Raw genomic sequence first — 19,508 nt, forward strand, 5'->3', positions numbered from 1 at the left:
ATGGCATTAGAGGTAAAATTTGGGGTAAGCACCTGGCTTTGGACTTCCCCGTTTTCGAAAGAAACACTCTCCTTACTTCCCAAAATCAAGGGATTCGGATACGATGTAGTGGAAATCCCCGTGGAAGACCCAGCATTGATTAATGTAAATGAGGTAAAACAGGCTCTCGCAGATAACGGCCTTGAGGCAGTTATTTGCGGGGCATTTGGCACCAGCCGGGATCTGACCAATGAAGATCCCAGCTTTCATAAAACGAGTTTTGATTACCTGAATTCCTGCTTTGAGATAGCAGCCGGACTAGGGGCAAAATTTGTGGCAGGTCCAATGTATTCCGCAGTAGGGAAAGCCCGGTTAGTTTCACCTGAGCAAAAGAAAGTAGAATGGAATCGCGCAGTCACAAATCTTCGGATTGTATGTGAAAATGCGAGAAAATCCGGTCTGGATATCGCCCTGGAAACATTGAACAGATTCGAGACAGACTTGATCAATACCTGCGAAGAACTCATGCAATTGATTTCAGACATCAATGAGCCTGAGGCAAAGGTGATATTGGATGGTTTTCATATGAATATAGAAGAGCCGGATGTGGAAGCGGCTATCCGACGTGCAGGTGACAAATTGATTCATTTCCAAGTATCAGAAAACTATCGTGGAACCCCCGGTACAGGTCAGACCCGCTGGGACGCCTACAAAAGAGGCCTGGAAGCGATCAATTACAAAGGTGTGGTATCGATAGAAAGTTTCACTCCTGACGTGAAAGAACTTGCAGGCGCAGTGTGTATCTGGAAACCCTTGGTACCCTCCCAGGATGGCTTTGCCAAAGAAGGACTGGAATTCCTTAAAAAATGGGCTGCCGAATAAGTCAGAAAGCAACAATAAAAAATCTGAAGTTTTCTGATATAATAACTAAAAAACCTTTTTTAACCCTTGAAATAGAAAATAATGAGTAAGAAACCATTCAACATCGCCATAATAGGCCTTGGATTTGGCGCAGAGTTTATTCCAATTTATCAAAAGCATAAGCTGGCAAATATGTATGCAATCTGCCAGAGAAATAAAGAAAAAGCCGAAGAGATCGGCAAAGCTTTTGGCATAGAGAAAGTATATACAGACTACGATGAATTGCTGAAAGATCCCAATGTGGATGCAGTTCATATCAATACCCCTATTCAAAATCATGCTGAGCAATCGCTAAAAGCGCTTAGAGCAGGCAAACACGTAGCTTGTACTGTTCCTATGGCTACATCTGTGGAAGACTGCAAAGCTATCGTAGAGGAAGTCCAGAGAACAGGCCTTACTTATATGATGATGGAGACGGTCATCTACAGCCGTGAATTTCTTTTTGTAAAGGAAATGTATGAGAAAGGTGAATTGGGCAAAATCCAGTTCCTGCGTGCTTCACATCAGCAGGAAATGGCAGGCTGGCCAGGGTATTGGGAAGGCCTCCCTCCTATGCACTATGCCACGCACTGTGTAGGACCTGTATTGGCTTTACCGAAGGCACAGGCTGAGTATGTGTCCTGCCTTGGTTCAGGACGTATTGACGAGGACTTGATTCCAAAGTACGGATCGCCTTTCGCCATCGAGACTTGCCATATCAAATTCAAAGATTCCGACTTGGCTGCTGAGGTGACAAGATCACTTTTCAACACCGCAAGACAATACAGAGAAAGCTTTGACGTATATGGTTCTAAGAAGTCTTTTGAGTGGACACTTATTGAGCACGAAGACTCCGTAATCCATACAGGCGAAAGTCCTGAGAAAGTGAAAATTCCTGATTATGGACATTTGCTTCCTGAAGAAATTGCACAATTCACTACAGCGGGTGTATATGATGGAGATGACAATCAGCACTTATCCTTTATTCAGGGTTCAGGACATGGTGGATCCCATCCTCATTTGGTAAATGAATTTCTGAATGCATTAAGTGAGGAGCGCGCTCCCTACCCTGATGCCAAGCAGTCTGCCAACATCACGTGCGTAGGTATATTAGCACATGAATCAGCAATGGAAGGTGGAAAAATCATTCCTTTACCGGAATTCACTTTGAGATAAATAAAACAGGCTTAAGTGGATTGGAGCATATGTCTCCAATCCACTTTCCAAAAAAATGTGAAAAATCATGATTAATCTTCTAAACGGTTTCCGGTTTATTGAAATTTACCGTCTGGATATTAATAACAACAGAATGAAAATTACAAACCTATCAAAGTCAGCTATCGTAGTATTAGCTATCGCCTTTTTCTCCTGCGGTGGCGGAGGAAACTCTGCTGAAGAGGAAGTAGTAATGGCGACTACGCCTAAGAGTGTACAAAAACCGGCAACTGCTGATCCGAAACCCACAGAAGAAGTAGTGGAAGGTGGGGAGAGTGTAGCAGCTAGCGGTAAAGTGAAAATGGAAAACTCAGATTGTATGTCCTGCCATATGATGGACAGAAAGGTAATAGGCCCTTCATTTTTGGAAATTGCGGCAGAATACCAAAATAATGAAGAAAATGTAGCCAAACTTGCCGGTAAGGTAATTAATGGAGGAGCCGGAGTATGGGGAGAAGCAGCTATGGCGCCCCATCCTTCCCTGAGTGAAGAAGACGCTAAAGATATGGTTAGCTATATTCTAAGTCTCTAAAAGCGCAGAAGAAGAAATTAAAAATTAGTAAAATAGATTGGGTTACAAAACTAAAAAAGGTGGCAGAACGTTCTGCCACCTTTTTTCATTTCTATAGATTGGGTTATTAACAACTTTTACTATTGATTTAAATTGTATCGCCTACTTGACTCTAGTGCCTTCAGCATCAAACATGCCCATCAGGTCTCCATTGGCATGATCATCATCCACTTTTTTCAGGGATAGCGTTACATCATATCCACTGATGTTAAAAGAGCTGTTGACCACATCTCCGCTGATGGTAGTAGAACTCATTTTCTTCTCTTCCGTATCTCCCTCTTCAGTAAAGTACCCTGTAGTCTTGCCGTCCTTTGTTTCAAATCTCATGGGAATAGTAGCATCTCCTTGAGGAGTCCCTTTAATCAACACACTCCACTTACCCTCGAAATATTCCGGACTTGGATTGAAAGTGGTAAAAGCAAAGTTCATGGTCATCAAAAGGACCAGGCTGAATAAAACTGTAATTCTCTTCTTCATGATTTTAGGGTTATTGTTTTAAACTGATACAATAAGCGTAAAATCTCTGAATTCTCAAATTTTGGATACTTTTTTTTTCAGCTCTCTTCTAATCCCCTATTTCAATGAATCCAAGTTTTCTATGATAATGGAATGAGCTGCCAGTTTAAACATTTAATCCTGATTATGCATTGGGTTTCGTAATAGTCTATTTCAGGTTTAAATCCAACCTTTCGGGTCAGCCATAGCCTGGTTCTCTAGTTGGGATTTTCTCCACTAGTTTCCTGTGATTGCCCCCACACTCTCTATTGACTGTTTCAAGATTGCAATGCTTTTTAGCATTTCTTCTTCATTTAAGTGTCCAAAGCCTATCCGCATAGCCGTTAAATTCCTGTTTTGATAAAGTAGGGTTTTGGGAATAAACAGGTTGTTTTTCTCACACTGAAGTTTCAGTTGCATTAAGTTTACCGCTTTGTTGAAAACAACCCAAAAAGCAAGTCCTCCTGATGGTTGCTGAAACTGTACATGCTCTCCCAGTTCGTTCTTTAGCAAGTCGGCCATAAAATTTCTACGTTCTCTATAAATCTTTAGTGAGCGTTTCAGATGCCGGCGAATAACACCTTCCTCAATCATTTCACCCAAAGCCTGCTCCATTAGCACATCCCCCTGACGGTCAATAACGCCAAGATGTTTACGCATCTCTCTCATCAGATTTTCCGGGGCAACGATAAATCCTGTCCGAAATCCAGGAGCCAGTGATTTACCAAAGGAGCCTACATATATAACCAAGCCTTCCGTATCAGCTGTAGCAAGTGGCAGTAAGGGTTGTTTGTTATAATGAAAATCATAGTCGTGATCATCCTCGACAATAACAAACCCAAATTCCATTGCCAACTGCAATAAAGCCATGCGCCTTTGGGCCTTTAAGCTGACGGTAGTCGGATAGTGGTGATGTGGGGTCACGTAAACCATACGAATGGGATGGCGTTCACAAAGATTCCGTAAAGCTGTTGTATTTAGACCTCCCTCATCTACCGGCACTGTTACTATATGCGCATTGTTTTTTTGGAAAATCATATTGGCGGAAAAGTAACTTAGACTTCCGACCACTACATAGTCATTTGCCTGCAGAATGATCTCAGAGATGATGTACAAACTCATCTCATTACTTCTTGTTATCAGCAGATTATCCACCGAAATGCTGAGTCCCCTGGAAAGATTTAGATAATGAGTCAGTTGTTCCTTGAAATACCTGCTTCCTTCCTGATTGTGGTAGCTCATCTTATTTTGGTTGCTTTTGCGCTTCATATTGGCGCTGTAGAACCTAGACAGGTCTTCAATCTGCGTGAGCCGAATATCCGGAGTACCGTCATTAAAAATATAGTCAGAATATACCTGTTCAAAAGGGCTATCCAACAAATTACTGATTTTGAAATCAAATCGGGTAGACGATGGATAGGGTTTTATCAGGTCAGGTTGTCGAATCACTGTAGGTAGTTGGGAAATGACGAAAGTTCCTTTATTGGGCTTCACTTCTACCCATCCCTGTGCAAACAGTTCTTCATAGACCGCAGATACGGTATTACGATGTACATTCAGCAGCGCACATAATGCTCTTGTACCGGGCAGTTTGGTGCCTGGAGGCAAACTGCCGTACTGAATAGCCTGTATCAGCTGATTGGCTATCTGTATATAAACAAATTCGCCCGGCAGACGGTCTATCTGAATTAAACTTTTATAGGGGATTTCAACCGGACTATTCATGATGTGCAAACCGGTACCTTCAAACCTTCCGGCAAGGTATTACATTTGCCCGAAAGGAGAAAAAAATGAAAGACATACTGTATAAGATTGTTTTAAATGAACCTGTACACGCAAGATGGCTCAATACGCTGTCTTATATGGAAAATGCAGGGGCAAGGAAAATTTCAGAGTGCGAGCATCCGGAAACTGTAGATATCACTCAGCTAAAGCATGCTGCGGAAGAGCATCGCCATGCCTATTATCTTAAAAAGCAGATTCAAAAACTGAATTTTAATGCCTGTGAGCATTATCATTCCTTTGAATTACTGGCCCCCCTTCATACCAAACAATATCTCCAAAATTTAGACATTAAATGCAGTCGATACCTGAAAGATCAATTCGGATTACTGGGTAAAGATCTAAAATACGCATCGTATCTGTTTGTCACCTATGCCATTGAAATACGGGCCGACCTACTCTACCCTATCTATCAAGAGGTCTTGACTGAACAACAGTCAAGAATAACGGTAAAATCAATTATTCTGGAAGAGGAAGGTCATCTGGAAGAAATGACGGCTATGTTGGAGCGTTTTGACCAGAATTGGGAGCAGCATGCAAGCCATATGATGGGTATTGAAAACAGTCTGTTTGACGAATGGTTTAGCGTTATCTCACGAGAAGTTTTAGCCAATGAAAGCGTTAGAGGAACATTGGTCTAATTGTCTTGCGAAAAGAAGAGATCAGGGAAATCTCCGTCAATTGAGACCTGTCGGAAACAGGATAGATTTTTATTCCAACGATTACTTAGGCCTATCTTCCAACAGCGATTTCCCACAAATGCTTTTAGGCATTATTGGGAAAAACCCGAGGTGCCTCACCGGATCTACAGGTTCCCGGCTGATTAGCGGCAACTCCCAGTTAGCGAGGGATACAGAGGGCTACATTGCCTCATTACATCAAGTAGATGCAGCTTTGCTGTTTTCTTCCGGATATAGTGCAAATATTGCCCTTTTTTCATGTGTAGTGGGGCGACACGATACGATTCTGCTTGATGAACTTGTGCATAGATCCGTCTATGACGGTTGCCTGATTTCCAAGGCCAAAAGATTGAAATTCCGTCACAATGACACGGAACATCTCGAAGAGTTGTTAAAAAAAAGTAAAGGGAAAATCCTTATTGCTATTGAAAGCCTATACTCAATGGACGGAGATTTTGCTCCATTGAATGCAATAGCCGATTTGGCACAAAAATACGGTGCCGGGTTGATTGTGGATGAAGCACATGCCCTAGGGACATTTGGGAAAGGGCTGGTTCATAGTGCCCAAGTCCAAAATAAAGTACTGGCCACTGTGGTAACCTATGGTAAAGCTATGGGCGTACAAGGAGCCGCTATTTTGGGGAGTTTTGTGCTAAAGGAATACCTTATCAACTTTGCTTCTCCCTTCATCTACTCCACAGCAATGTCTGATATACAGTACGAAAGTATTCAGGCAGCATATCAGTATGTCGACAAACATACGGAATTGGCCATAGTCCTTCAAGAGCGAATCCGTTATTTCAGAGCACACCAATTATCGAAGATTTCTCAGGATGACAGTCCTATCCAAGCCATCCAATTTACTTCTACGGATCAATTGAGGAAGGCGGTTCAGGAATTAGCCAAAACCAACATGCAAACGTACGCTGTATTTTCCCCTACCGTCAAACAGGGCGATGAACGTTTGCGCATCTGCTTGCACCTCTTTAATTCAAATCAGGAAATAGACAGACTTTGTTCAATCATCAGCAACTATGAGTACCGATAGAAATTTATTTATCACAGGTATCGGAACCGGCGTGGGCAAAACTGTAGTGTCGGCCATCCTTACGCAATACCTTCAGGCTACTTACTGGAAACCCATACAGGCCGGGGATCTTCATCAGTCGGACAGTATGTTCGTCAGAACCTTGATTGACCGGCATTTAATTGTTCATCCCGAAAGATATTGTTTACAGCTTCCTGCGTCTCCCCACCAGGCCGCCGCATCTGAAAACATTTCTATCAATCTGAGCGATTTTGAATTGCCCCAAATCCAAAACAGCCTTGTAGTTGAGGGGGCTGGAGGGTTGTTTGTTCCTCTCAATAACCATTCTTTTCTAATTGACTTGATAGAACAGTTCCGGCTTCCGGCAGTTCTGGTTGTGCGTGACTATCTGGGTTGTATAAACCATACTATCCTGTCTGTGCAGGCATTACAATACCGAAATATACCTATCGCTTATGTGGTATTTAATGGCACTTTTAATCAGGCCACAAAAGAAATTATAAAGAAACATATTCCTGCCGAAGTAAAACTATTGGAACTCCCTGAGATTGATCAGATAAACAAAGAAAGTATTGATAACACTGTTTCATATTTAACCGGATAGATGGATTTTTTCTTATGGGAAAGATTGAAAACTATAGTTATAATATAAAATAGGGATAGAAAATCGGATATACATAAAGTACTATTAAAACAAATGAGCATACAAAAAATACTGCGTTACGACTGGACCAAAGAGGAATTGTTGGATCTATACAACAAACCTTTATTGGAACTGATTTATGAAGCCGCATCTGTACACAGAGCATGGCATAAGGCCAATGAGGTACAGATCTCAACTTTGCTGTCGGTAAAAACAGGTGGTTGTCCCGAAGATTGCTCTTACTGCGGACAGGCCGCGCGCTACCATACCAATATTAAGGTTCAGGCACTATTGCCCACCGAGACGGTGATAGCCCAAGCGGAAAAAGCAAAAAACAGTGGATCATCACGTTTCTGTATGGCTGCTGCCTGGAGAGAGGTTCGGGATAACAGTGATTTTGACAGAATTCTCGAAATGGTAAAAGGTGTCAATGCACTGGGTCTAGAAGTATGCTGCACCTTGGGTATGTTGAGTGAAAGCCAGGCGCAGCGATTGCAGGAAGCCGGATTGTATGCCTACAACCATAATTTGGATACTTCTGAAGATTATTATGACCGGATTATATCCACCAGAAAGTTTGACAATCGTATCAATACGATTAACAATGTAAGGAAAGCGGGTATTACTGTTTGCTCAGGAGGAATCATCGGATTAGGTGAGTCTAACGAAGATCGTATTTCAATGCTGCGTACCCTAGCAACTATGGAAAAACACCCAGAGTCTGTACCCATTAACGCATTAGCCAGGGTACAGGGAACACCACTGGAAAATAATGCTAAAGTAGACATCTGGGATATGGTCCGTATGATAGCCACTGCCCGCATAGCGATGCCGGCTTCTATGGTTCGGTTAAGTGCCGGGCGTATTGAGATGAGCGAGGCAGAACAAGCCTGGTGCTTTATGGCCGGTGCAAATTCCATCTTCACAGGAGAAAGGGAACAACTTTTGGTTACGCCAAATCCGGGTGTTTCTGAGGATATGCAAATGTTACGAAACTTGGGACTAAAGCCGATGGCAAACAAAAAAGCCGAGTCATGCAACACGAATTGATTCAACGGGATGCTCAAGTCAATTGGCATCCTTATACACAAATGAAGAACGCCAGGCACATTCCCATCATGAAGGGAGAGGGAACTTATCTAGTTGATGCAAATGGCACACGGTATATTGATGTAATTTCTTCCTGGTGGGTTACTTTACACGGACATGCCCATCCCTATATTGCTCAAAAAGTCTCTGAGCAGCTAGGAACATTGGAACAGGTGATTTTTGCAGGCTTTACCCATATGCCTGCCATTAAGCTTTCTGAACGTATACTGCGCTTACTCCCGGATAACCAGCAAAAAGTATTTTATACCGACAATGGTTCTACTGCGGTAGAGGTAGCATTAAAAATGTGTATTCAGTACAATCATAACCGTGGTATTCGCAAGAATAAGATACTAGCGTTCCACAAGGGATATCATGGCGACACATTCGGTGCTATGTCTGTTAGCGGTAGAGGAATATGGACTGCTCCTTTCGGGGGACTTCTTTTTGAAGTTTTGTTTATTGATACCCCAACGAAAGAAAATTTAGGCGGATTAAAGGACTTTATAGATGAACATGCCGCAGAATTGACCTGCTTTATATATGAGCCATTAGTTCAGGGAGCCGGAGGAATGTTGATGCATGGTGCAGAAGATTTATCTGAGCTCATGCACTATTGCCGCCTAAAAAATATTCTCCTTATACAAGATGAGATATTTGTAGGATTTGGGCGTACAGGCAAATTATTTGCGGCTGACCACCTGACAGCCAAACCCGATGTAATGTGCTTCTCGAAGGGATTAACCGGGGGAACAATGCCTTTGGGAATGACTACCTGCACTCAGGAAATATTCGATGCTTTCTATTCGGATGATAAAACCAAGGCGTTGTTTCATGGACACTCATTCACGGCCAGCCCATTGGCATGCAGTGCGGCATTGGCCAGTTTGGATCTTTTGTTACTGGAATCCACCCAACAGAATATCATTCGCATCTGTCATCAGCATTCTGTATTTATTGATAAGCTTACTAACCATGCTGCCGATTTAATAGCAAGGCAATGTGGAACTATCTTGGCAATCGAATTGAAAACAACTAAGGAAACTTCATATTTCAATGATGTCCAAATCTTTTTGTATGATTTCTTTTTACAGCGAAATGTATTGATCCGTCCTTTGGGAAATATTATTTACCTGGTCCCACCCTATTGTATCTCTGAGGAAGATTTGGACTATGTTTATCAATGCATCCTTGATGTAATGGAAGGATTAGGCTGAAGTCTTCCAGTTTTCGCCCAACCTGGACTCCCTGAAACGATTCATAGGTCAGGGTATGCAGTATCACATCCACGAAAAGCTGATCGAAAAAATTGGAGCAGGCAGTGCAACAGCGATTTCGTTGTTCACGCCACAGCGTGCAACTGTGCTTTGCAGGCAACAAAACCGTTGTTGTTACCTGCTGGAATTCTATTCAATTATTCTCAAGTCTAAGGGGACATAGAGTTTTAAATCATCGACCATGCCTGACACTAGCCCCCCTTAGACCATTCCTTTACCAAATTTTTATACGTCTCTCCTATAGGCAAACACTGGCCATTGACCAGTTTGATCTGGTTTCCCTCCACCACCTTGATCTTATTTAGCGGGATAATATAGGACCGGTGTATTCTGACAAAATAATTGACAGGGAGTTTTTCGAGCATATCCTTCATGTTTTCCAAAAACATAAACTGCTCTTCGTCTGTATGTATTTTAATGTAATCCTTGATTCCTTCGATATATTGGATCGAACCGGTATCTATCTTATAGAGTTTACGATCAGCTTTTATGAATAAATAGTGAGCATTATCCTTAAATTTAAATTTATCCAACCAACTGCTGTACTTCTTCAAACTTTGGTAAAACCGCTGAAAGGTGACCGGTTTCAATAAAAAATCAATCACATTAAATTGAAAAGCATCCAGTGCATATTCCTGATAGGCAGAGGTGACAATGAAATGGTGATTGGCATTGAACATCTGCATCAGTTCGATCCCTGTCAGCTCCGGCATCTGAATATCGATAAAAACCAAATCTATAGGTGTCTGATGAAGCAGTTCAACCGCTGCAAAAACATCACTGCCGGCATAATGAACCCTAATGTTCGGTATCTTCTTGGCATAATCCCCCATCAGCTCCACAGCCAAGGGTTCATCATCAAGTATAATGCAATCGATCTTTTTCTTCATTTCAACAGTATTTCAAGGTAGGCAATAAACAGATTGTCCCTATCTGTCAGCCTCATTACATACGCCTTGGGATAATATATCTCCAATCGCTTTTTAAGATTGTCTAGCCCTACCCCTCCCAATTTATCTTTCTTATTACCTGAGATGCAGTTTTTCACCGTAAACTTTAACGTGTCCCTGATGATTTCAAGTTTGATTTCAATCGGATTCTCTTTAGAGGCTAAGCCGTGTTTCAGGGCATTTTCCACCAATGGAGACAAGATATAAGGAGGTATTTCAATAGTACAATTCTCTAGGGGAGCATACAAATTCACGGGATATTGCTCTCCATGGCGTAATTGTTCCAGTTCGATATAAGCTTTGATATAATTGATTTCTTCCGAAAGCCTGATGCTTTCCTTTTGGGATTCGTAAGTGGTAAAGCGCATGATCTGGCTCAACCTGTCTATAGCAGCCAATGAATGCTCTGATTTGAAGTAAACCATTGCGTAGATATTGTTCAGCGTATTGAAAATAAAATGGGGGTTGATCTGGGCCTTTAGAAATTTGATTTCAGTATTCTTTTGCTCTTCCATGATCAGCTTGTTTTCATGTAATAGCCTGATGACAAATAGTACACTCCATAAAAAAGTGCTGGACAGGATAGGAAAGCTTCCATAGTAGATGTTGTCAAAAATATAATAAGCCATGGAAAAATCCCCATAATAATTGGCGATGCCAAAGAGCTCCACCATGAGTTCTTGCTCTACAAGGTACCGCAGCAAAATAAAAAAGGCATAGAGCACCACCACGGTAAGCAAAACTTTTTTCCAGGTAAAGGGACGGAAAGTAAACGGAGACAGGTATAAGTAATTGAGGTAGAAAGTCAGTATGAAAACAAGAGCGCCTGTTATATGAAACAGTCCGGCCTTTAATCCGACCAAAGAATCCCCATTGGAAGTATCTACTTCTACAAGGTTCAGGTAAGCCATAAATAGCCAAAAAAATAAGTGGATGGCTATTTCTTGTGGCGTGGATATAGCTTTTTTATACATCTATGATATTTTTTTATAAAAGTAATGCTTTCATCATGGTATGTCCGGGTGGAACGTCGATCAAATCACCCGGTTTGTCGATATAATTTTCCTGTTTGGATGGCATACCCAACTTTTGTAAAAATCAAAATTATCCAGCCATGCAAAAGCTCATTATCGCAACAGTATTTTTATTAATCGGGCATTTCACTTCCGCCCAAGACATTCGGTTCAAAACCAAATTTGAGGATGCAGTGCCTGTTTTGAATTTCGGCACCTTCCATATGGGCTACACTCCCGATGCCAGCACAACAGAATTTGATGAACACAATGAAGAAAATGTCCGACAGGCACATGAAATTGCCAGGATGTTGGCAGAATTTAAACCAACTGTTATCGTGGTGGAAACTACGCCTGCCTACCAGGAAAAGCTTGAGAGATTATACCGGGAATACCTTGAAAATCCAGAAATGAAATTTGAGGCCCCAAATGAAATCGAATTGCTTGCCTATGAAGTCGGCCGTTTGAGTGATACGAAAAGAATATATGGAATAGACTACAAGGAAGAATATAATTACATGATCTACCGCAAACTTGAAAACCCCATAGATTCAACTACCTTTTTGAAATACATAGAAATGATGGAGGAAGATGAAACAAAATACCTGGCTTCAAAGGGAGGATCCCTGTCATTAAGGGAAAGGCTGGCCATGGTTAACAACCCACTCTACCTTGATTTTTTGATCAATGTCAATGCGGATATGTTGACCTATTCTTCCACAAACGGCAATGCTGAAGGAGCGGATGAAGCTGCCAAATATTATCATCGAAATCTGGTGATGTATTCCAATTTAAACCAAATTGAACTTACCCAGGAAGACAGGGTCTTTATCCTGATGGGTGCCAGCCACACTGCCTTTTTCAATGAATTCATAAAACGAAGCCCGAAATATAATCCGGTAAATGTCTTCGATTACCTCAAATGAGGGCATGACCGAATGGGAAAGTCCACTTTTAGGACCGATCCTCAATTCCCCCAAGTTTTCCGACTGATCCGTGTGTAGCTGACTTTGGAAAAGGCTTATCAGCCCTAATATGCAAAAAGGGAAACATTTCTGTTTCCCTTTTTGAGCCTCCTATCGGGATCGAACCAATGACCTACTGATTACAAGTCAGTTGCTCTACCAGCTGAGCTAAGGAGGCTTATTCCCTTATTGTGATGCAAATATAGACGTTCACTTTATTTGCTCCAAACCCTCAGAAAAGAAAAAACCTATCTTCCTTATTCTGAGTGAGAAAAATTTAAAACTCTCTTAATATTGACAGCTTGCTTTTCAATTTTTCAATTTCCTCTTCTGCTTTCTGGATTTTCAGATCGAACTGATCTTTCAATTTATCCGCAGTTTTAGAGGCTGCAAAGAACTCCAGGTTATTTTTCCACAGGGTGATGTTGTTTTCCAATTCTGAAATTTGCTTACGGATTCCATGCTCTTTCTTATTAAGCGTTTTCACCGCATTAGGATCAGACTGTAGTCTATTCAAGTTTAACCTGAATAGAAAATCTTCTCTCCCTGCTCCGTCCGGACTCAATTTCTCCAAGTATAGATCCACGGCAGTTTTGAATTGAGCTTGAATCTCCTTCATGGCTTTTCTCGGCACAAAACCGAGATCATTGAACTCGCCTACCAGTTTAGTCAAGGTCTCTTCCGAAACATCCCCTTTTTCAGCTTCATCAGTAAGTTGCTTACAGATTGCCTGTTTGCTAACGAGGTTTGCTTCAAACTCAGATTCAGACTGTTTATTGGAGTTTCTTCTGTTATCAAAGAATGTGTCACAGGCTAATTTAAAGCGTTTGTAAAGACTATCTCTACTTTTCTCCGGTGTAGGCCCAAGTTTCTTCCAGTCTTGTTGCAGCTTCACCAGCGCATTGGCTGTATTCTGCCAGTCCGTATTATCTTTCAACTCCTCTGCTTTGGTAATCAACTCCTCTGCTTTGGCCTGATTTGAAGCGCGGATCTCATCGAGTTCTTTGAAGAACAAGTTTTTATTATGGAAAAATTGCTTGAAATCAGCCCAGAAAGATTTATTGATATCCTTACCGGATTCTCTAGGTACAGGTCCAATTTTCTCCCATTTCTTCTGAAGATCCAGAATTTCCTTGGTCTTGATATTCCAATCACGAATTCGATCAGCTTTGAATTCAGCAAATGGCTTTAATGTTTCAATTAAAGCTTCTTTCTGGTCCTGATTTACTTTGAATACTTCTTTTTGACCTTCGTAAAAATCCTTTCTCCTATCGTACACCGCATCAGAAGCAGCTTTGAACTTCTGCCACAAAGCTTCCTGCTCATCTCTGGGAACAGGCCCAATATGCTTAAATTCCTCGTGAAGATCATTCAATGACTTGATAGCATCTTTTAGGTCTTTCACGTCTTTCAATGCTTCTGCCTTACCTACAAGCTCTAATTTGCTTTCTAGATTTTTCTTGCGATCAAGTTCTTTGAGTTCAAAATAGATACTTCTATTGTCATAGAAGCGGTCCATTAAAGCATTGTAACTAGCCCAGAGACTTCTGTTTTGAGATGGTGGAACGTGACCTATCCTTTTCCATTCTTCCTGCAAAGTTTTGATAGTCGCCATGCTTAGGGTTGTCTCCTCCCCGTCCACCAGATCACGGAGTTTGTTCAGCAGCTCTGTTTTTGCTGTCAAGTTAGTCTCCTTTTGCTTTTCAGCTTCTTTTCGTAGCGCTCCAAGCTGATGGCGATACTCGTAATAATACGTGTTGAATTCTTTCTCTTCGTCACTTGGACGGAAGTCAAAATCATCTTCTACTCCACCATCGGCTTTGAACCGCTCTAGCGCTTCATCCTTCTCCTTATGCGTAAATTCATCGAAAGCGGCTTTAATCATGTGAACAAGCTTATCGATTCTATAAATATTGCCCTGTTTGACCTTACTCTTCAGCAATGCGACTAATTCAATCTTAGACAATGAAGTCACATCAACCTCTTCTTCATGATGCTCTTCCTCATTCTCTTCATCAGACTCTTCCTCCTCAGAGGCTACATCAACAACGGTCGATTTTGTCAAATCGGGCTCTTCTTCTGTTTTTCCCTCGGATGGGGCTTCTTCAGTTACACTATCATCGGTAGCTATCTCCTCTTCTTTCTCGGATTTGACGGGTTCGGAGGGCTCTATCTCTGAAGCTGAACTTTCTTCCTCAGTGACTTCTACTACCGGTTCTTCAACAGTCTCTTTAAGTTTATCGGTGTCCTTTACCTCTTCAGAGGTAATTTCGGCAGATTCTTCCTTGGAAGGCTCTACTTCAGCTTTAGGTTCATGGGACTCACCTGCTACACTTTCTTCGTTAGCATCAGGATTAATTTCCTTTTCGATACCCTTTACCTCCTCAGAATTGGAAGATTGAGTCACCTTATCCTTATCGGACAAATCATTACTTTTCTCAGTCATAAAAACAGTACTATTAGGGGGCAATATGGGCAAAAGTAGGGATTTTGCCTAATTTAATCTTGGATCTAACGGATAATTAGCTATTACTTTAAACTCCCCGCCCATATTTTTAAGTAAGTTTTTCCAGAGTTCTTCGGGTGTAAAATTGAACGTTTGCTCATCGAGATTTTCGCGGCAAATAATCCAAGTTTTATCGGAAAGTTCATCATCCAATTGCTCAGCACCCCAGCCACTATAGCCCAAGAAAAACCTTACTGAATCCGAGTCAATCAATCCTAACTTTAATTTTTCCACCAAGGAATCGTAATTCCCGCCCCACCAAACATTCTGTCCCAACGAAACACTTCCTTCCAAGGCCACTTCACCTACATAAATAAAATGCAGGGTATTTTGCTCTACAGGACCTCCGACAAACACATCTTTGTCCAAAAAGTCCAAAGCTTCAACGAGCTCACCCAATTTAAGGATTGAGGGTTTGTTTATAATCAGGCCAAAGCTCCCTTCTTCGGAATGCTCACAAAGCAGAACCACAGAACGAACGAAATTTTCGTCCTGCAAGAATGGCTCGGAAATTAGAAGATCACCGGCTTTAGGAATACGTTGTTCATCTCTACTCATTCTACTCTAAAATCTAAATTCTCGAAAAATATAGATCATAATTTTTTAAATGCAATGCCAATGGTAATTTTATATGAAAGATTTTATTGACTAACAAACTCCCATGGACATTTCAGCAATACGTAAAGACTATTCTATCAAATCTCTGGATATCAGTGATGTAAACTCAAATCCAATGGCCCAATTTGAGGTATGGTTTGAGGAGGCTTTAAAGGCTGAAGTTCTGGAAGTTAACGCAATGACTGTCTCTACTTTGGGACTGGATGGCACCCCCAATGCGAGAATCCTGTTGTTGAAAGGTGTGGATACGGGGTTTGTGTTTTTTACCAATTATCAGAGCCAAAAAGGTAAAGAATTGGAAATGCACAATTCGGCTTCCTTGACGTTTTTCTGGCCTGAGCTCGAGCGCCAAGTGAGGGTCCGGGGCAAAGTAGAAAAAGTTACTGCAGAAGAATCTGATACCTATTTTTTCTCCAGACCCCTTGGCTCCCAGATCGGAGCCTGGGTCTCCCCACAAAGTCAACCTATCAGTTCAAGGGAAGATTTAAACGCCAGTCAACTAGACATCGAAAAACAATTTGAAAATAAAGCTATGGATCGTCCCCCTCATTGGGGCGGCTACCGATTGATGCCATCCACTATTGAGTTCTGGCAAGGTAGACCAAGCAGACTACATGACAGAATCAAATACGAATTTCAGGATGGCAAATGGAGTATTACCAGATTAGCTCCCTGATTACTTTAGCCCAAAGAGATTATCGGTTCCTATCATTCGCTCCACAGTAAATCCTTCTCCATATTTTGCTAGGATTTTGTGTCCAAACTCTCTGGCTCTTGCCTCGATAAATGGAAGAAAATCAGGATCTGAAATAAAACTTGCAGGTTCTTCGCTTGATGGATCGTAGAACTGAGACTGAAATGCCAAAATACTATCGATTTTTGTTTGCCAGTAAGGAGTGATATCCATGACAAAATCAGGCTCAATGTAATTGTTTTGTATATAGTGATATACATATTTTGGTCGCCATGCTTCCTGCCGGACACCGTCAATCTGAGTTTCAATCTTGCGGAGTCCGCTCATAAAACAAGCCGTAGTGGCTAGGCTGGATCCCTTGCCATGATCAGGATGCCTATCTGATACTGCATTGGCCAAAACAATCTCAGGCCTGTATTTTCTGATCATTTCTATCAGTTTCACCTGATGGGCTTCATCATTTTGAAAATACACATCCTTGAACCCCATATTCTCTCTTGCGGAAAGCTTCAATATTTTACCGGATGTTTCCGCTTCCTGAAGACGTAATTCAGGAGTACCACGCGTTCCCATTTCTCCATGTGTAAAATCCACTATCCCTACTTTGTGTCCTAGTGCTACATGAGCAGCGATCGTTCCCGAGCAACCCAGTTCTGCATCATCGGGATGCGCTGCAAATACCAATATATCCAGTTTCATCTGTTTATAATTTGATTTTTTTGGTCAGATGGAATGCCCTAGATAATCATCCCCCTGTGTGAGAAGACTTTCTCATGGGCATTTCATCTGATTATTTTTTGATTTTTAAAGGACAGATAGCCTGTCCCGAACTTGATTCGGGAGAATCTCGCACGGCGAATAATCATCCCTCTCCCGAAACAAGCCTGCCTGCGGTAGGCAGGTTCGGGACAAGTTGTGTGTCGTCTTCGACATGCCCGATTTCATGTGATTATAATTGTTTTTTTCTTAGCGTATACGTAAGTTTTGACCTATACTTAATATGGTACGTGTGGAGATTCCATTCAGCTTGGTGAGAGAACTTACCGACACACCATATTTACGCGCAATAGATCCCAAATTTTCACCTTTTTTCACTTTATGATAAGCGTTAGTCCTTGCAGGAACACTTGCTTTTGCCTGAACAGTATTACTAAAAAGCCCCGGGGTGATTAAATAGTTCTGTCCCCGGATTTTATATCCCGGAAAATCATACACCTTCTCTGCATCAAATGCCAAGCCCCGATACCGAAGCTCATAGTGTAGGTGCGAGCCGGTACTTCTTCCCGTATTACCGCCCTTGGCTATCAAATCCCCTGCCCTTACTTCCTGTCCTACATCCACCAGCTGTCGGGACAAATGTCCATAGACTGTCTCTAAGCCGTTCTTGTGCCGTACTACTATGTAATACCCATATCCGTACCTGTCATAGGATTTTATGCGGACTATCCCATCAAAACCGCTATACACCGGATCACCTGTATCCAGGTCCAGATCTGTTCCATAGTGCCACCGTCTCCATCTATACCCATAAGAAGATGTGATAGGGGTTTTATCTAAAGGCATTTTCCAGTTGTATCCAAAAAATTCGTCATATAGACGGATGTTTACCGTATCGGTAAAGGTCTTTGGATCAAAATTGTAAATATCAATTTTATTGGAATCCCAAGAGGAGTAATATTCAAATGCCGTAACCCAAATACTATCAATTTGAATCTGCTCAGATACTTTGACCAGCTGATTCGTGGGAGCCCAAATGATAATATTCTGATCCTCACTTATAATAGATCGAACCCGGCTTAAATTCACATTATTTTCGAAGATAATAGAGTCAGTGACTGAAGATAGTGTCCTAAGATAAGATTCCTGGTCGAATGTTCTCAGCTCTATACTTTTCCTCTCCTGACTTACCCCGGAGGTTGGGGGGGCGGTGTTTTTCTTAATAATCTTAGGAAAAATTTGAGCATTGGCATTTAAAGCGCCAATGCTCAGACATATACAAAAGACTACAAATAGGATTGAATACCTCATTTATTGGGTTTAATCATTCTCGAACTCAGCCAAATACCGCTCAGCATCCAGGGCAGCCATACATCCTGTACCGGCAGCAGTGACTGCTTGTCGGTAGATGTTATCCTGCGCATCTCCACAAGCGAACACACCTTCAACGTTGGTTTTAGTACTTCCTGGGATAGTTTTGATATAACCGGCCTCATCCATGTGAATAAAATCCTTGAATATGCCGGTGTTTGGTTGATGACCAATAGCAACAAAGAAGCCAGAAATAGCGATTTCTGATTTTTCTCCTGTTTTATTATTAAAGATTCTTACACCATTTACTTCATCACCACCCAAGATCTCATCTGTCTCTGTATTCCAGAGGATTTCGATCTTTGGATTGTTCATGACACGTTTTTGCATAATCTGAGAAGCACGCATCTCATCTTTACGAACGATCATGTAGACTTTGCTGCATATGTTGGACAAATAGGAAGCTTCCTCGCAAGCTGTATCCCCTGCCCCAACTACTGCAACTTCCTGTCCTCTGAAAAAGAACCCATCACATACCGCGCAGGCAGAAACACCTTTTCCGTTCAGCCTGTTTTCACTTTCGAGTCCCAGCCATTTGGCAGAGGCTCCTGTGGAAATCAAAACTGTATCTGCATGGATAGTGACTTGCTCATCGATAATCACCGTATGTGGCTTAGTAGAGAAATCCACACTTGTAGCCAGTCCATATCTCACCTGAGAACCAAAGCGTTCTGCTTGTTTTCTAAAGTCCTCCATCATCTCAGGACCCGCCACACCATTCGGGTATCCGGGGTAATTTTCCACATCATTTGTAATGGTCAGCTGACCACCCGGCTGTCCGCCTGTGTATAAAACAGGAGAAAGTCCTGCTCTGGAAGCGTATATAGCAGCAGTATAACCTGCCGGTCCTGATCCAATGATCAAAACCTTTACTTTTTCAATTTCTGGTTTCATTAATAGGAATATATTAAATCGGGCAAATTTTAAGAATTCTACTCTGGTAACAAAGTTGCATGTTGTTAAAATTCCCTAAGCTTTTGGCTTTTGGGAATAAT

The 19,508-nt window shown here is 41.7% G+C and carries 19 protein-coding genes and 1 tRNA gene; 10 read left to right on the plus strand and 10 right to left on the minus strand.

From position 1 onward, the window contains the following. From J2X69_RS12145 to J2X69_RS12155, 3 genes are all read left to right on the plus strand, one after another. Nucleotides 1–861 (plus strand): sugar phosphate isomerase/epimerase, encoded by an 861-nt coding sequence (locus J2X69_RS12145; RefSeq protein ID WP_310103763.1) that lies wholly within the window; start codon nt 1–3, stop codon nt 859–861. A gap of 81 nt (nt 862–942) precedes the next feature. Then, entirely contained in the window at nt 943–2,055 is a 1,113-nt protein-coding gene (locus J2X69_RS12150) for a Gfo/Idh/MocA family oxidoreductase (protein ID WP_310103607.1), read from the plus strand. A gap of 67 nt (nt 2,056–2,122) precedes the next feature. After that, nucleotides 2,123–2,626: a c-type cytochrome gene (locus tag J2X69_RS12155; protein ID WP_310103609.1), complete on the plus strand. Its 504-nt coding sequence runs from the start codon at nt 2,123–2,125 to the stop codon at nt 2,624–2,626. Nucleotides 2,627–2,767: 141 nt separating this feature from the next. On the opposite strand, the gene J2X69_RS12160 is transcribed toward J2X69_RS12155, so the two are convergent. Together J2X69_RS12160 and J2X69_RS12165 are read right to left on the minus strand one after the other, a co-directional pair. Further along, entirely contained in the window at nt 2,768–3,142 is a 375-nt protein-coding gene (locus tag J2X69_RS12160; protein ID WP_310103611.1) for a hypothetical protein, read from the minus strand. Nucleotides 3,143–3,397: 255 nt separating this feature from the next. Further along, nucleotides 3,398–4,885, minus strand: a complete 1,488-nt coding sequence (locus tag J2X69_RS12165; RefSeq protein WP_310103613.1) for a PLP-dependent aminotransferase family protein — start codon at nt 4,883–4,885, stop codon at nt 3,398–3,400. A gap of 65 nt (nt 4,886–4,950) precedes the next feature. Between J2X69_RS12165 and J2X69_RS12170 the strand changes: the two genes are divergently transcribed. The 5 genes from J2X69_RS12170 (at nt 4,951) to bioA (ending at nt 9,619) form a co-directional block, all read left to right on the plus strand. Next, a complete protein-coding gene (locus J2X69_RS12170; RefSeq protein WP_310103614.1) occupies nt 4,951–5,583 on the plus strand; it encodes a hypothetical protein in 633 nt (210 codons plus the stop codon). Further along, complete coding sequence (locus J2X69_RS12175; RefSeq protein WP_310103615.1) at nt 5,555–6,670, plus strand: pyridoxal phosphate-dependent aminotransferase family protein; 1,116 nt, start codon at nt 5,555–5,557, stop codon at nt 6,668–6,670. Before J2X69_RS12170 ends, J2X69_RS12175 begins: the two co-directional genes overlap by 29 nt. Next, nucleotides 6,657–7,274 (plus strand): dethiobiotin synthase, encoded by a 618-nt coding sequence (gene bioD, locus J2X69_RS12180; protein WP_310103616.1) that lies wholly within the window; start codon nt 6,657–6,659, stop codon nt 7,272–7,274. Before J2X69_RS12175 ends, bioD begins: the two co-directional genes overlap by 14 nt. Before the next feature lie 93 nt (nt 7,275–7,367). Then, the gene (gene bioB, locus J2X69_RS12185; RefSeq protein ID WP_310103617.1) at nt 7,368–8,363 is read left to right on the plus strand and encodes a biotin synthase BioB; all 996 of its coding nucleotides are present in this window, start codon (nt 7,368–7,370) and stop codon (nt 8,361–8,363) included. Further along, the gene (gene bioA / locus J2X69_RS12190; protein WP_310103618.1) at nt 8,348–9,619 is read left to right on the plus strand and encodes an adenosylmethionine--8-amino-7-oxononanoate transaminase; all 1,272 of its coding nucleotides are present in this window, start codon (nt 8,348–8,350) and stop codon (nt 9,617–9,619) included. The genes bioB and bioA overlap by 16 nt, the downstream gene beginning before the upstream one ends. Before the next feature lie 251 nt (nt 9,620–9,870). Here the strand turns inward: bioA and J2X69_RS12195 are convergent, their stop codons facing one another. Both J2X69_RS12195 and J2X69_RS12200 read right to left on the minus strand, forming a co-directional pair. Further along, nucleotides 9,871–10,569 (minus strand): LytTR family DNA-binding domain-containing protein, encoded by a 699-nt coding sequence (locus J2X69_RS12195; RefSeq protein WP_310103620.1) that lies wholly within the window; start codon nt 10,567–10,569, stop codon nt 9,871–9,873. Then, on the minus strand, nt 10,566–11,603 hold the full coding sequence (locus J2X69_RS12200; RefSeq protein ID WP_310103622.1) for a histidine kinase: 1,038 nt from the start codon (nt 11,601–11,603) through the stop codon (nt 10,566–10,568). The genes J2X69_RS12195 and J2X69_RS12200 overlap by 4 nt, the downstream gene beginning before the upstream one ends. A gap of 140 nt (nt 11,604–11,743) precedes the next feature. Between J2X69_RS12200 and J2X69_RS12205 the strand changes: the two genes are divergently transcribed. Further along, nucleotides 11,744–12,568, plus strand: coding sequence for a DUF5694 domain-containing protein (locus J2X69_RS12205; protein WP_310103624.1), 825 nt, complete (start codon nt 11,744–11,746; stop codon nt 12,566–12,568). Nucleotides 12,569–12,712: 144 nt separating this feature from the next. Here the strand turns inward: J2X69_RS12205 and J2X69_RS12210 are convergent. The 3 genes from J2X69_RS12210 to J2X69_RS12220 form a co-directional block, all read right to left on the minus strand. Further along, nucleotides 12,713–12,785: transfer RNA gene (locus tag J2X69_RS12210), tRNA-Thr, on the minus strand. A gap of 99 nt (nt 12,786–12,884) precedes the next feature. Continuing rightward, nucleotides 12,885–15,053 carry a DUF349 domain-containing protein gene (locus tag J2X69_RS12215; RefSeq protein ID WP_310103626.1) on the minus strand — a complete coding sequence of 723 codons (2,169 nt, stop codon included), beginning with the start codon at nt 15,051–15,053 and terminating at the stop codon, nt 12,885–12,887. Between the two features lie 48 nt (nt 15,054–15,101). Next, nucleotides 15,102–15,671: a YqgE/AlgH family protein gene (locus J2X69_RS12220; protein WP_310103628.1), complete on the minus strand. Its 570-nt coding sequence runs from the start codon at nt 15,669–15,671 to the stop codon at nt 15,102–15,104. Nucleotides 15,672–15,774: 103 nt separating this feature from the next. On the opposite strand from J2X69_RS12220, the gene pdxH reads away from it, so the two are divergent. Then, nucleotides 15,775–16,407, plus strand: a complete 633-nt coding sequence (gene pdxH / locus J2X69_RS12225) for a pyridoxamine 5'-phosphate oxidase (protein ID WP_310103629.1) — start codon at nt 15,775–15,777, stop codon at nt 16,405–16,407. Here pdxH and bshB1 read toward each other — a convergent pair whose 3' ends face one another. The 3 genes from bshB1 to trxB all read right to left on the minus strand — a co-directional run bounded on the left by bshB1 (nt 16,408) and on the right by trxB (nt 19,407). Next, on the minus strand, nt 16,408–17,124 hold the full coding sequence (gene bshB1, locus J2X69_RS12230) for a bacillithiol biosynthesis deacetylase BshB1 (RefSeq protein WP_310103631.1): 717 nt from the start codon (nt 17,122–17,124) through the stop codon (nt 16,408–16,410). Nucleotides 17,125–17,391: 267 nt separating this feature from the next. After that, nucleotides 17,392–18,453, minus strand: a complete 1,062-nt coding sequence (locus J2X69_RS12235; protein ID WP_310103633.1) for a M23 family metallopeptidase — start codon at nt 18,451–18,453, stop codon at nt 17,392–17,394. Between the two features lie 9 nt (nt 18,454–18,462). Beyond that, the gene (trxB, locus tag J2X69_RS12240; RefSeq protein WP_310103635.1) at nt 18,463–19,407 is read right to left on the minus strand and encodes a thioredoxin-disulfide reductase; all 945 of its coding nucleotides are present in this window, start codon (nt 19,405–19,407) and stop codon (nt 18,463–18,465) included. Between the last annotated feature and the right edge of the window lie 101 nt (nt 19,408–19,508).

The organism is Algoriphagus sp. 4150, assembly GCF_031457395.1.
In the GTDB taxonomy this organism is placed as follows: domain Bacteria; phylum Bacteroidota; class Bacteroidia; order Cytophagales; family Cyclobacteriaceae; genus Algoriphagus.